The 12,106-nt window shown below is 75.1% G+C and carries 11 protein-coding genes; 6 read left to right on the top strand and 5 right to left on the bottom strand.

The window, feature by feature from the left end:
- On the bottom strand, positions 1-1,149 hold a 1,149-nt coding region (locus tag EBO15_RS40895), incomplete at its 3' end, for a PucR family transcriptional regulator ligand-binding domain-containing protein (protein WP_199745144.1).
- A gap of 207 nt (positions 1,150-1,356) precedes the next feature.
- Between EBO15_RS40895 and EBO15_RS40890 the strand changes: the two genes are divergently transcribed.
- From EBO15_RS40890 to EBO15_RS40880, 3 genes are all read left to right on the top strand, one after another.
- Complete coding sequence (locus EBO15_RS40890; protein WP_122199825.1) at positions 1,357-2,382, top strand: DUF2877 domain-containing protein; 1,026 nt, start codon at positions 1,357-1,359, stop codon at positions 2,380-2,382.
- Positions 2,383-2,451: 69 nt separating this feature from the next.
- A complete protein-coding gene (locus EBO15_RS40885) occupies positions 2,452-3,369 on the top strand; it encodes an aldose 1-epimerase family protein (RefSeq protein WP_122199824.1) in 918 nt (305 codons plus the stop codon).
- Complete coding sequence (locus EBO15_RS40880; RefSeq protein ID WP_122199823.1) at positions 3,366-4,589, top strand: DUF6986 family protein; 1,224 nt, start codon at positions 3,366-3,368, stop codon at positions 4,587-4,589. Before EBO15_RS40885 ends, EBO15_RS40880 begins: the two co-directional genes overlap by 4 nt.
- Positions 4,590-4,618: 29 nt before the next feature.
- On the opposite strand, the gene EBO15_RS40875 is transcribed toward EBO15_RS40880, so the two are convergent.
- From EBO15_RS40875 to EBO15_RS40860, 4 genes are read right to left on the bottom strand one after another with little or no spacing between them, the layout of a single operon-like run.
- Positions 4,619-5,221, bottom strand: coding sequence for a nucleotidyltransferase family protein (locus EBO15_RS40875; RefSeq protein ID WP_122199822.1), 603 nt, complete (start codon positions 5,219-5,221; stop codon positions 4,619-4,621).
- Between the two features lie 21 nt (positions 5,222-5,242).
- Positions 5,243-6,358, bottom strand: coding sequence for an XdhC family protein (locus EBO15_RS40870; protein WP_122199821.1), 1,116 nt, complete (start codon positions 6,356-6,358; stop codon positions 5,243-5,245).
- On the bottom strand, positions 6,351-7,469 hold the full coding sequence (locus tag EBO15_RS40865; protein WP_233616818.1) for a vWA domain-containing protein: 1,119 nt from the start codon (positions 7,467-7,469) through the stop codon (positions 6,351-6,353). Before EBO15_RS40865 ends, EBO15_RS40870 begins: the two co-directional genes overlap by 8 nt.
- 7 nt (positions 7,470-7,476) lie before the next feature.
- Positions 7,477-8,364: an AAA family ATPase gene (locus EBO15_RS40860; protein ID WP_199745143.1), complete on the bottom strand. Its 888-nt coding sequence runs from the start codon at positions 8,362-8,364 to the stop codon at positions 7,477-7,479.
- An 84-nt stretch (positions 8,365-8,448) separates the two neighbouring features.
- Between EBO15_RS40860 and EBO15_RS40855 the strand changes: the two genes are divergently transcribed.
- The 3 genes from EBO15_RS40855 to EBO15_RS40845 all read left to right on the top strand — a co-directional run bounded on the left by EBO15_RS40855 (position 8,449) and on the right by EBO15_RS40845 (position 11,716).
- Positions 8,449-9,570, top strand: coding sequence for a sulfite oxidase (locus EBO15_RS40855; protein WP_233616817.1), 1,122 nt, complete (start codon positions 8,449-8,451; stop codon positions 9,568-9,570).
- A gap of 63 nt (positions 9,571-9,633) precedes the next feature.
- On the top strand, positions 9,634-11,046 hold the full coding sequence (locus EBO15_RS40850; RefSeq protein WP_122199819.1) for a selenium-binding protein SBP56-related protein: 1,413 nt from the start codon (positions 9,634-9,636) through the stop codon (positions 11,044-11,046).
- 31 nt (positions 11,047-11,077) lie between these two features.
- On the top strand, positions 11,078-11,716 hold the full coding sequence (locus EBO15_RS40845) for a hypothetical protein (RefSeq protein WP_122199818.1): 639 nt from the start codon (positions 11,078-11,080) through the stop codon (positions 11,714-11,716).
- Positions 11,717-12,106 lie beyond the last annotated feature (390 nt).

The raw sequence follows: 12,106 nt of genomic DNA, 5'->3' as shown, positions 1-12,106 counted from the left end.
GAGGGGCCGGGGCCCCGTCGCGGACGAGGCGTCGGCCCGTCCGCGGCCCCGGCCGTCGGCCGCCGGACGCGCCGGGCGGGCCTGCGAGGCATGCGCGGAGTGCGGGGAGTGCGCGGCCTGCGCGCCCTGGACGGCCTGGTCGGGTTCGGGCCGGGGACGCCCGTCCAGTTCGGCGACGATGACCAGGACCGGCCGGTCGAGGTCCCAGCCGAAGCCGGCGCAGTGCGCGATGACGCGGTCGTCGTCCCCGGCGCGTCCGGCGAGGATGTCGCGGAGGAAGTCGGCGCGGTACTTGCTCTCGACGGCGGCGACGGCCTGCTGCTTGGTCACCACGAGGGCGGCGACGGTCGCGGCGCGTTCGAGGACGCCGAGGGCGCCCTCGCCGAGCGCGCCGTCCGGGCGGTAGGCGACCAGGCGCCCGTGGTCGAAACCGCCCGCGACGACCGGGACGACCAGATGGTCGCCCTCGGCCGCGGCCGGGCCCGCGTCGCCGCGGAGCGCGACCGCGCGGACGGCCCGGACCTGGTCCTCGGTTCCCGCGGCGGCGAGCACGCGCCGCTCGCCGTCCAGCACCGCGACCGCGGCGCCGAGGTGCGCGGCGACCTCGTCCACGACCTCGCGCAGCCCGCCGCCGCACAGGACGGTCTGGACGAGCGCGCGGTGCACCTCCTCGGTGCGGGCGAGGACGGCCGCCTGCCGGTTGAGGATGTCGGTGAGCACCTGGTTCAGGATGTCGTCGAAGCCGACGTCGGCGGGGAGCAGGATCAGGGGGAGGCCGCGCCGGTCGGCCTGCTCGACCATCTCCGGCGGCGGTTCGGCCAGGTAGCGGCCGGGCTTGATGGCGAGCGCCGCGACTCCGCGCTCGTCCAGGTCGCCGACCAGTCCGGTGAGGCCGCGCGGGGTGCCGCGCAGCGGGTAGCCCGTGGTCAGGAGCAGTTCGTTGGGTTTGACCCAGGGCAGGATGTCGGGGACTTCCATCACGTTGAGCCGCTGCACGACGCGCCCGAGTCCGGCGCGTCCGGCGATGAGCCGTGCGCCGGTGAGCGCCGGGACGTCGAGGACCTCGCCGACCGGCAGGCCCCGGGTGAGGGTGCCGGTGCTCGCGAACCGGTGGGCGGGTGGGCCCGTGTTCACGCGGATGTCACTCATAGCAGGTGTCACCTCGCCTTTGTTCGGCCGACCGCGGAGGGGGCGCGATCGATACCGATTTCGCGATCAACCCTGACAACAAAGACGAACCATGACAAGCATCCTTGGCAGCTTTTCCCATACGCCCCTCCCGCACGGGGGTCTACGGTCGCCGAGAGGCTGCGGCCCGCAGCGACGCGGGCCGGGCGACGAGTCCCGGGAGGCTGGGTGGGCGTGCCGGTCCGCGAACCGCTTCAGCCGACGGCCCGGCAGGGCCCCTCCCCGGCGGGCGCCGCGGCGCTCCCCCTGCGCCGCCTGCTGGACGCCCCGAGGCGTCCGGCGCGCGTGATCGCTGTGTTCCCCGCGGCCGTGTACCTCGAGGTCAGAGGCGTTCCCGAGCCCCGCGTGCTGGCCGTCGTCACCGAGGGCGCGGTGCGGCTGCCGAACGCCGTCGTCCTGGTCGTCCCGGCGCGCGAGCGGCCGTTCGCGGGCATCCGCGAAGGGGCCGAGGCGTGGATCGGCGAGGGACGCGTCGAGACGTGCGGCTTCCACGTCAAGGCCCGCCGCTGGTGGGATCCGACGCCGGTTCTGGCCGCGATGACCCCCGCCTCCCTGACCCGGGGGATCCACTCGCTCGAGATCGCGCTCCGCGACGCGGGCCCCGCCGCGACGGGCGGTCTCGCCGGTCACCGCGGCCCCGCGCGGCTCGCCGAGGCGTGCGCCGACGGCGACCTGGCGGGCGCGGTCGAGGCCGCCGAGCGCATCGTCGGACTCGGCCCCGGCCTCACCCCGAGCGGCGACGACGTCCTCGCCGGGCTGCTCGTCGCGTCCCGGCTGCTCGGACGCGCCGTCCAGGGCGGCGAGAAGGCGGTGTGGCTGGCCGACTGGCTCGGCGCGGCCGTCACCGAGGACGCCGAGACCCGCACCACCGCGCTCGCCGCGACCCTGCTGCACTGCGGGGCCAAGGGCCAGGCCGGGGGCGAGGTCGCGGCCGTCCTGCGCGGCGTCGCCGGGCACGAACCGGCCGGTCCCGCCGTCCGGCGGCTGCTCACCGTCGGGCACACGTCCGGCGCCGACCTGGCCTGGGGCGTCCTCGCGGGCTGCCGCGCCGCCCTCGCCCTCGCCACCCGCCACAACGACGCCCACCAGAGCAGTGCCCACCAGGACGGCGCCTGGCCCCCCGCCGACCGCCCCGCCGATCACCGCGCCGACCGCCGTGTGAGCCCGCGACCGCCCGAGTCGGCCATCGCCTGAGCCCGCGACCACCCGGTTCCGGGACCGCGGCGTCGGACGGGATGATCGCCGGGAGATACGCTGCCGCGCATGAGCGAGCAGCGTCCCCTCACCGGCACCCAGCACGTCCTGACCGCGGGCCCCTACCGGGCCGTCGTGACCGAGGCGGGCGCGAGCCTGCGCGAGCTCACGCTGGACGGACGCGACCTGGTCCTGACCCACGACGCGGACACGCTCGCCCCGGCCGCCTTCGGCCAGCTGCTCGTCCCGTTCCCCAACCGCGTGGACGGGGGCCGGTACACCTTCGACGGCGCGTCCTACCAGCTCGCGGTGTCCGAGCCGCGGTACGGGAACGCGATCCACGGACTCGCCCGCTGGGCGGCGTGGACCGAGGCCGGGCGGGCCGACGACCGCGTCACCCTCACGCTCGCCATCCTCGGCGCGCAGGGCTACCCGTTCCAGCTGGCCCTGACCGCCGAGTACGTCCTGGACGCGGAGCACGGCCTGACCGTCACGCTCACCGCCGAGAACACCGGCACCCGTCCCGCGCCGTACGCGCACGGCGCCCACCCGTACCTGACCGTCGGCGTCCCGATCGACGCGTGCGAGGTCACCCTGGACGCCGCGCGCTTCCTCCCGGCGGGCGAGCGGATGATCCCCCTCGACGCGCCCGTCGCGGTCGACGGCACCGACCGCGACCTGCGCGGCGGCGCCGTCCTCGGGTCGCGGAGCATCGACAACGCCTACACCGGCCTCGCCCGCGACGAGCGCGGGCGCGCCTGGACCCACCTCACCGGGAACGGGCGGACGGTGTCCCTCTGGGCGGACGAGGCGCACCCGTGGATCGAGGTGTACACCGCCGACACGATCCCCGAGGAGCACCGCAGGCTCGGCCTCGCCGTCGAGCCGATGACCGCGCCGCCGAACGCGTTCGTCACCGGGACGGACCGGATCGATCTCGCTCCGGGCACCCGTACGGGCGGTTCATGGGGGATCATGGCGGGGTGAACCTGAGCGTCCCGTCGATCGACGACCTGTCCGCCCGCGTCGCCGCGATCCGCGAGACGCACGCGGCGACCTTCCCTGGGCCCGCCGAGGGACGGCAGCCGGTGCACACCGTCTACGTCCCGGCCGACCGGTTCTCCCCCGGCACCGCCGCCGAGTACGGCGCCGAGGCGCTGCGCCTGCTGAACGCGCACGCGCCCGGCGCCGGGACGTTCGGCACGGTCTTCGGCCTCGACCCCGAGCTCGCGGGCGCCGTCCACGAGCGCGTCGCCGCCAAGCTCGCGGGCGAGCCGGTCGAGGACCTGCGGATCGACTTCGAGGACGGCTACGGCGTCCGCCCCGACGCCGAGGAGGACGGCCACGTCGCGAAGGTCGTGGAGTCCGTCGCCGCCGCCTACGAGGCGCGCACCCTGCCGCACTACTGGGGGCTGCGGGTCAAGTCGTTCGCCGACGGCGGGCACGAGCGGTCGATGCGCACCCTGGACGCCTTCCTCACCGCGCTGCGCGACCGCCTCGGCCGCCTGCCCGGCGGGTTCACCATCACCTTCCCGAAGATCGTGATGGCCGAGGACGTCACGGTCTTCACCGACTTCCTGGAGCGGCTCGAGGGCGCGCTCGGCCTGCCCGGCGGCATCCTCCGGTTCGAGATCCAGGTCGAGACCACCGAGGCGATCGTCGACCACGAGGGCCGGATCGGGCTGCGCGCGATCGCGGACGCCGCGCGGGGACGGCTGACCGCCGCGCACTTCGGCGTGTTCGACTACACCGCCGCCTGCGGGCTGCCGCCCGAGCAGCAGCGCCTCGACCACCCGGCCTGCGACTTCGCCCGCAACGTCATGCAGGTGACGTTCGCGGGCACCGGCGTCCGCCTGTCGGACGGCTCGTCCAACGTCGTCCCGCGCGACGACTCGGCCGCCGAGGTCCTGCGCACCTGGGCCGAGCACGCCGGGCACGTCCAGCACTCCCTCGCGAACGGCTTCTACCAGGGCTGGGACCTGCACCCCGCGCACCTGCCGAGCCGCTACGCCGCCGTCTACGCCTTCCACCTCGCCGGCGTGGACGACGCCGTCGCCCGCGTCCGCGCGTGGCACGAGCGATCCGCCGCCGAGGAGGGCGGCGGCGGCAGCGTCCTTGACGAGCCCGCCACGATCCGGGCCCTCACCGCCCGCCTCCAGCGCGCCGTCGACTGCGGCGCCGTCGACCCGTCCGTCCTTCCGGCCTAGCGTCCCCTCCGGCCCAGGACAGTCCTCGCCTAGGACGCGTCGACGCTCGGGCCGACGATGTACCCGGCGAGGTCGGCGGGCGTGTCGATGTCGTCCGGGGACGCCACGTCGTCGCAGGGCACGGACGTGACCAGGTCCGGGTTCGCGCGCAGGAACGGGCGCGCGCCCACGTCGCCCTCCGCCGACGCGGCGACGGCGGCGAAGTGCTCGCGGGCGATGAGCACCGGGTTGCGCGCCTTCCCGTCGTAGGTGGCGACGGCGACGCTCGCGCCGTCCTCGAACGCGGTGAGCAGCCGGGACACGGCGGCGGACGTCACGCGCGGCTGGTCGACCAGGGCGATGACGGCCGCCGGGCACTCGGGCGGCAGCGCGGCGAGGCCCGCGCGCAGCGACGAGCCCATGCCCGTCGCCCAGTCCGGGTTCGGCACGACGACCGCGCCGATCACCTCGATCGTGACGGCCCCCGCGACGACCACGACCGGCGCGCAGCCGCCGTCGTGCAGGGTGCGGACGCCGCGGTCCACCAGCCGTTCGCCGTCGATCTCCAGCAGGGCCTTGGGCCGGCCGAGCCTGCTGCCGCCGCCGGCGGCGAGCAGCAGACCGGCGGGTGGTTGCGCTCCGTGCAGGGTCATCCCGGCAGGGTAGCCGCAGGATCACGGTTCGCCGTGGATACGGCCCTCGGTGTCCGACAGCGGACGTCCCGAACCGCCCCAGCGCAGCTGCACGAGCTCCGCGGCGATCGACACGGCGGTCTCCTCGGGCGTCCGGGCGCCGAGGTCCAGGCCGATCGGCGAACGCAGCCGCGCCAGCTCCGCCTCGGTGAGCCCGGCCTCGCGCAGGCGCGCGAGCCGGTCCTCGTGCGTGCGCCGGGACCCCATCGCGCCGACGTACCCGGCGGGCGTCCGCAACGCGATCTCCAGGAGCGGGACGTCGAACTTCGGGTCGTGGGTGAGGACGCAGACGGCCGTCCGCTCGTCCACGTCGGCCTCGTCCAGGAACTTGTGCGGCCACTTCACGACGACCTCGTCGGCGTCCGGGAAGCGCTTGGACGTGGCGAACACCGGACGCGCGTCGCACACGGTCACGTGGTATCCGAGGAACTTGCCGACGCGCGCGACGGCCGCGGCGAAGTCGATCGCGCCGAACACCAGCAGATGCGGCGGCGGCGCGAAACCGTGCACGAACACGGTCAGGTCGTCCAGGCGCCGCTCGCCCCGCGGCCCGTAGTGGCGCTGACCGGTGAGGCCCTGCGCGAGCATCCCGCGCGCGTCGTCGTCCACGGCCGCGTCGAGCCGCGCGGCGTGCGGCTCGCCGGGCGCGAGCGACCCGGACGCCCCGTCCGGCCAGATCACCCGCCGCGCGCCGACCCGCCCCGGCCCCGCCACCACCGTCGCGACCGCGACCGGACGGCGCTCCCGGATCGCCCCGACGACCTCGCCGAACTCCGGGTAGGACGCCGCGTCGACCGGCTCGACCAGCACGTCCAGGATGCCGCCGCAGGTCAGCCCCACCGCGAGCGCGTCGCCGTCGGTCACCCCGTACCGCTGGACGACCGGGAGCCCCGACGCCATCACCTCCCGCGCCAGCTCGTACACCGCGCCCTCGACGCACCCGCCGGACACGCTGCCCGCCGCCTCGCCGTCCGCCGACACCGCCATCGCCGCGCCCGGCGGACGCGGCGCGCTCCGGAACGTCCCGATCACGGTGGCCAGGCCGAACGTCCGCCCGGACGCGTACCAGGCGGCGATGTCGTCGAGCACGTCACGCATGACCCGGGTCTCCGATCAGTCGGGCGAGATCCTCCAGGGCGGCGAGGCTGTGCCCGGAGGTGAACGCGGACAGGTGCGGGAGGGCGGCGGCCATCCCGGCGGTGAGCGGCGCGTACCCGGGCCGCGCCTTGTGCGGGTTCGCCCAGACCACCCGGTGCGCGAGCCGCGCGAGCCGCGCCATCTGCTCCCCCAGCAGGGCCGCGTCGCCGCGCTCCCAGCCGTCCGACGCGATGACGACGACCGCGCCGCGCGCCGTCCCGCGCTGCCCGAACCGGTCGAGGAACTCCTTCAGCTCCGCGCCGAGCCGCGTCCCGCCGCTCCAGTCCGGGATCGCCGCCGCGACCGCCCGCAGGGCCGCGTCCGGGTCCCGCGCCCCCAGCTCCCGGGTCAGCCGGGTCAGCCGCGTCCCGACGCTGAACACCTCGACCCGCCGCGCCCCGGACGCCCGGACGGCCGCGTGCGCGAACCGGAGGAGGGCGTCGGCGTAGGGGGTCATCGAGCCCGACACGTCCACCAGCAGGACGAGACGCCGGGGCCGCGTCCGCGGGCCGCGGCGGCGGAGCACGACGGGCTCCCCGCCGCGCCGCAGCGCCTCCCGCACCGTGCGTCCGGGGTCGAGCCGTCCGGCGGACGCGGGCACCAGGCGCCTCGACCGCCGGGGTTCGGCGGACGCCGCGAGCAGGGCGATCAGCCGGTTGATCTCGGCGCGCTCCTCCGGGCCGAGCCGCGACACGTCCCGGTGCCGCAGCACCTCCGCGCCGCTCGCGCTCGTCACCCGGACGTCGCCGGACTCGGCGTCCCCACCGGACGGCGGGTCCGGCACGGGTGGCGCGACACGGACGCTCCGGACGACGGGCGGCGGCGCCTGGCGGGGCCCCGGGACGGCCGTCCGCCCGGAGAAGTACGCGGCGAAGCAGCGATCGTAACGCGGCAGGTCCTCGGGGTCGGCGCACAGGGTGAGCCGCCCGGCCCAGTACACGTCGCGCGGGTCCAGGACGTCCAGGTGGTCGAGCGCGGCCAGCATCGCCCGCACCCGTTCGAGATCGGCGCGGACACCCGCGGCGCGCACCGTCCGCGCGAACCCGGCGACCGTCTCGACGATGTCCCGCACGCCCGCCTCACCGCCCGTCGAACAGGGCCGCGAGGCCGCGGTCGCGGTCCTCCCGGTACTTCAGGACGGCGCCGAGCGTCAGCGCGGCGGTGTCCGGGTCCAGGTCGCGGGCGCCGAGCGCGACGAGCGCCTCGGTCCAGTCGAGGCTCTCCGCGACGCCGGGCGGTTTCAGCAGGTCGGCGGCCCGGAGCGTCGCGGCGGCGCGCGCGACCTGCCCGGCGAGGCGGTCCGCCGCGTCCGGCAGGCGCCGCCGGATGATCGCGACCTCGCGGTCGAAGTCCGGGTGCTCCAGCCAGTGGTAGAGGCAGCGGCGCTTCAGCGCGTCGTGCACCTCGCGCGTCCGGTTGGACGTGACGACCACGACGGGCGGGGTCTCGGCGCGGATCGTGCCGAGCTCGGGCACCGAGATGGTGAAGTCGCCCAGCACCTCCAGCAGGAACGCCTCGAACTCGTCGTCGGCGCGGTCGACCTCGTCCACCAGCAGGACCGACGGGCTGGTCTCCAGCGCCCGCAGCAGCGGCCGGGCCAGCAGGAACCGCCGGTCGTACAGCTCGCCCTCCAGCCGCGCGGCGTCGGTCGCCCCGGCGGCCTCGGCGGCGCGCAGGTGCAGGATCTGGCGGGGGAAGTCCCAGTCGTAGAGCGCCTGCGACGCGTCCAGGCCCTCGTAGCACTGGAGCCGGATCAGCGGCGCGCCGAGCACCCGCGCGAGCGTCTTGGCCAGCTCGGTCTTGCCGACCCCGGCCTCGCCCTCCAGGAACAGCGGACGGCCCATGCGCAGCGCGAGGAAGCACGCCGTGGCGAGCCCGTCGTCGCACAGGTAGGCGTGCTCTTCGAGCAGCTCCGCGAGCGCGCCGGGGGACGCCGGACGCGGCGGAGGGGAGGTGCTGTGCGCCACGCCACACAGCCTAGCCGCCGGGAAGGCACGGCTCACCGGCCTGCCTCGTGGCGACCGCCCCCACGCCTTCGATTGAATGATCACGTGCGCAACGACGCGAACGACACCCCCGCCCCGGGCATCGTCAAACCCCTGCCGCCGGAGCTGTTCATCCGACGCGACTCCAACGCGGAGATGCGCTGGGACGCCATGGCCGGGCAGGGCCCGATCACGCCCGTGGACCAGTTCTTCGTCCGCAACCACGTGGTCACCCCCCGGATCGACGAGCGGACGTGGCGCCTGAGGCTCTGGGGCACGGGCCTCACGGGCTCCCCGCCCGAGGACCGCCCCTTCGAGCTCACCTACGAGCAGCTGCGCGCCATGCCCGCCCGGACGGTCACGACGGCGATCGAGTGCACCGGCACCGGCCGCTCCTTCTTCGAGACCCAGCAGAACGAGCGGGTCACCGGCACCCCCTGGACGCTCGGCGGCATCGGCGTCGCGAGCTGGCGCGGCGTCCCGCTCGCGGACGTCCTGCACCGCGCGGGCCTCTCCCCGAACGCCGTCGACCTGCTCCCCCGCGGCCTGGACCCCGACTTCGTCGACGAGGGCGTGAACATGGGCCGCGTCCGGCGTCCGCTGCCGATCGCGAAGGCCCTCGACGACGTCCTGGTCGCGTACGAGATGAACGGCGCGCCCCTGCCGCCCGACCACGGCTTCCCCGCGCGCCTGGTCGTCCCGCACTGGGTCGGCATCGCGTCCATCAAGTGGCTCGGCGACATCCAGGTCGCCGACCACGCACTGACGTCCCCCTGGAACACCCGCTACTACCGCATGTTCGGCCCCGGCCTCCCGCCCGAGGGCGGCGCCCCGCTCACCACGATGAACGTCAAGAGCGCCTTCGAACTCCCTCTCCCCGCGACCTTCGAGGACGCCGCGGGCCGAGAGATCACCCTCACCGGCCGCTCCTGGTCCGGCACCGGCCACGTCGAACGCGTCGACGTCAGCACCGACGGCGGCGCCCACTGGCGGCGGGCCGAACTCCACGCCGACTCCGACGCCTGGGTGCGCTGGTCCCTGCCCTGGCGTCCCCCCGGGCCCGGCCGCTACGAGCTCCTCGCCCGCGCCACCGACGACACCGGCCACACCCAACCCGACACAGAGCCCTACAACGACAACGGTTACCTCTTCGGCGCGGTAGTACGCCATCCGGTGACAGTGACCTGATCCGGCCCTTGGCGAACAGGGCTCCCCGGGCGAGGATCGGGGGGACCCCGCTGAGGAGCCGCCATGCCGCTGTGGAAGCCGGACCCCACCTTCTACGCCTCCCCGCGCGACGCCGTCTCCGCCCCTCCCGAGAAGCTCGCCTACGTGGCGGCGTTCGACCCGACCTCCCAGGGGCCGGACGCCGTCCTCGTCCTCGACGCCGACCCGGACTCGGCCGCCTACGGCTCGGTCGTCGGACGCACCGAGCTGCCCAACACCGGGGACGAACTGCACCACATGGGGTGGAACGCCTGCAGCAGCGCGCTGTGCCCGTACGCGCCGCACCCGCACGTCGAACGCCGCTACCTGGTCGTCCCCGGGCTCCGGTCGTCCCGCATGTACTTCGTCGACGTGAAGAAGAACCCGACGTCGCCCGAGATCGCGAAGATCCTCGAGCCGGACGAGCTGTCCAAGCGCGCCGGGTACTCGCGGCCCCACACCGTCCACTGCGGGCCGGAGGGCCTGTACGTCGCGTCCCTGGGCGGGGCGAACGGTCATGACGGGCCCGGCGGGATCGCGCTGCTCGACCACGACTCGTTCGAGGTCCTCGGACGCTGGGAGGTCGACCGCGGGCCGCAGCACCTCGCCTACGACGCCTGGTGGCACATCGCGCACGACGTGCTCGTGACGTCCGAGTGGGGCACGCCGTCCATGATCGAGGACGGCGTCGTCGGCGAACTGCTCCTCGGCCGCCGGTACGGCCACGCGATCCACTTCTGGGACATGCGCAAGCGCCGCCACGTCCAGCGGGTCGACCTCGGCGACCAGCACCAGATGGCCCTGGAGCTGCGTCCCGCGCACGACCCGACGAAGCAGTACGGCTTCGTGAACGTCGTGGTCAGCGTCGAGGACCTGTCGTCCTCCATCTGGGTCTGGCACCGCGAGAACGGCGCGAAGGACGGCCCCTGGACGGCCACCAAGGTCATCACCATCCCCGCCGAGCCCGCGCCCGAGAGCGCCCTGCCGCCCGTGATCCAGCCGTTCGGGGCCGTCCCGCCACTGGTCACCGACATCGACCTTTCGGTCGACGACCGCTGGCTGTACGTGTCGTGCTGGGGCACCGGCGAGCTGAAGCGGTACGACGTGTCCGACCCGTTCCACCCGGTCGAGGCCGGGTCGGTCCGGATCGGCGGCATCGTGAACCGCACGCCGCACCCTTCCGCGCCGGACGTCCCGCTCTCCGGCGGCCCGCAGATGGTCGAGGTCAGCCGCGACGGCCGCCGCGTCTACGTGACGAACTCCCTGTACCGGTCCTGGGACGACCAGTTCTACCCGGACGGCGTCGGCGCGTGGATGGCCAAGCTCGACTCGTCCGAGGCGGGCTTCGGGTTCGACCCGCGTTTCTTCCCGAACGGCGACGACTTCGGCGGCCTCCGCGTCCACCAGACCCGCCTCCAGGGCGGCGACGCCTCGTCCGACTCCTACTGCTACCCGTGACGGAACGGATCGCGAGGACGGACCGGACGCCGTGACGGACGGATCGCTGGCGGCGCTGGTCGCCCTGGGCGCGTTCCACGGCCTCAACCCCGCGATGGGCTGGCTGTTCGCGGTCGCGCGCGGCCTCCAGGAACGCAGCCGGACGCGGGTCCTGGAGGCGCTGCCCGCGATCGCCGCCGGGCACGCCGCGTCCGTCGGGGCCGTCGCGCTGCTCCTCACGCTCACCCGGTCCGTCGTGGCGGCGCAGGCCGTCGCGGTCGTCGGCGGCGTGGCGCTGGTCGCGTTCGGCCTGTGGCGGCTGCTGTCGAAGCGGCACTTCCGCTGGGTCGGCATGCGGCTGTCGCTGCGGCAGCTCGCGGGCTGGTCGTTCCTGATGTCGTCGGCGCACGGCGCGGGCCTCATGCTGCTCCCCGTCATCACGGCGTCCGGGTCCGCTCAGGGCCTCGCGCACGCGCACGGGCTCGGCCACGCGGCGGGCAGCGCGGTCTCGGCCGCCGTGTTCGTCACCGGCGTCCACACCCTCGCCATGTTCGTGACGGCCGGGGTCATCGCGCTGCTGGTCTACGACGTCCTCGGGCTGACCGTCCTGCGCCGCGCCTGGCTGGACCTGGACCGCGTCTGGGCCGTCGCCCTCGTCGGCGCGGGCGCCTTCGCCCTGGCCACCGTCTGAGCGCACGGGACCGTCCACCGCCGGGCGTCCGGCCTTGTCCGCCGTTGAGCACGCGTTCTGTCGCCGCGGCGCGAAGGCCGTTTGTCACCGCGTGATGACCGTCCTTTGTCACTGAGGACGAAAAGTGTGAGACGGTCCGTCCGAAACCCGCCTTCTCCGGGGCCTTCAATCAAGATCAATTGCGGCGCCCCGCCCGCACTGGCACCCTCCTAACGGACCCATGGGACATCAGTGACCTATGGGGCGATCTGTTGAACGGGGATGCCATGAAGGCTTCTGCACGACTCGCCGTGCGCTGCGCGACCGCGGCACTGGCCGCCGCGCCGCTGCTCACGGCCGTCGGGACCGCCGCCAACGCGGCCCCGGCCGCCGCGCCGGCCGCGGGCCCGG

Origin of the sequence: Actinomadura harenae, from assembly GCF_003696215.1 — a bacterium.
Lineage (GTDB): Bacteria > Actinomycetota > Actinomycetes > Streptosporangiales > Streptosporangiaceae > Spirillospora > Spirillospora harenae.
Note: the sequence above shows the minus strand (reverse complement) of the source record. Positions and strands in the feature narration are given on the sequence as shown.

What these genes read in the sequence shown, in the direction of transcription:
- EBO15_RS40885 (WP_122199824.1), top strand. Translation starts at nt 2,452, where the DNA reads ATGAGCGAGCAGCGTCCCCTCACCGGCACCCAGCACGTCCTGACCGCG.
- EBO15_RS40875 (WP_122199822.1), bottom strand. Translation starts at nt 5,221, where the DNA reads ATGACCCTGCACGGAGCGCAACCACCCGCCGGTCTGCTGCTCGCCGCC.
- EBO15_RS40870 (WP_122199821.1), bottom strand. Translation starts at nt 6,358, where the DNA reads ATGCGTGACGTGCTCGACGACATCGCCGCCTGGTACGCGTCCGGGCGG.
- EBO15_RS40850 (WP_122199819.1), top strand. Translation starts at nt 9,634, where the DNA reads ATGCCGCTGTGGAAGCCGGACCCCACCTTCTACGCCTCCCCGCGCGAC.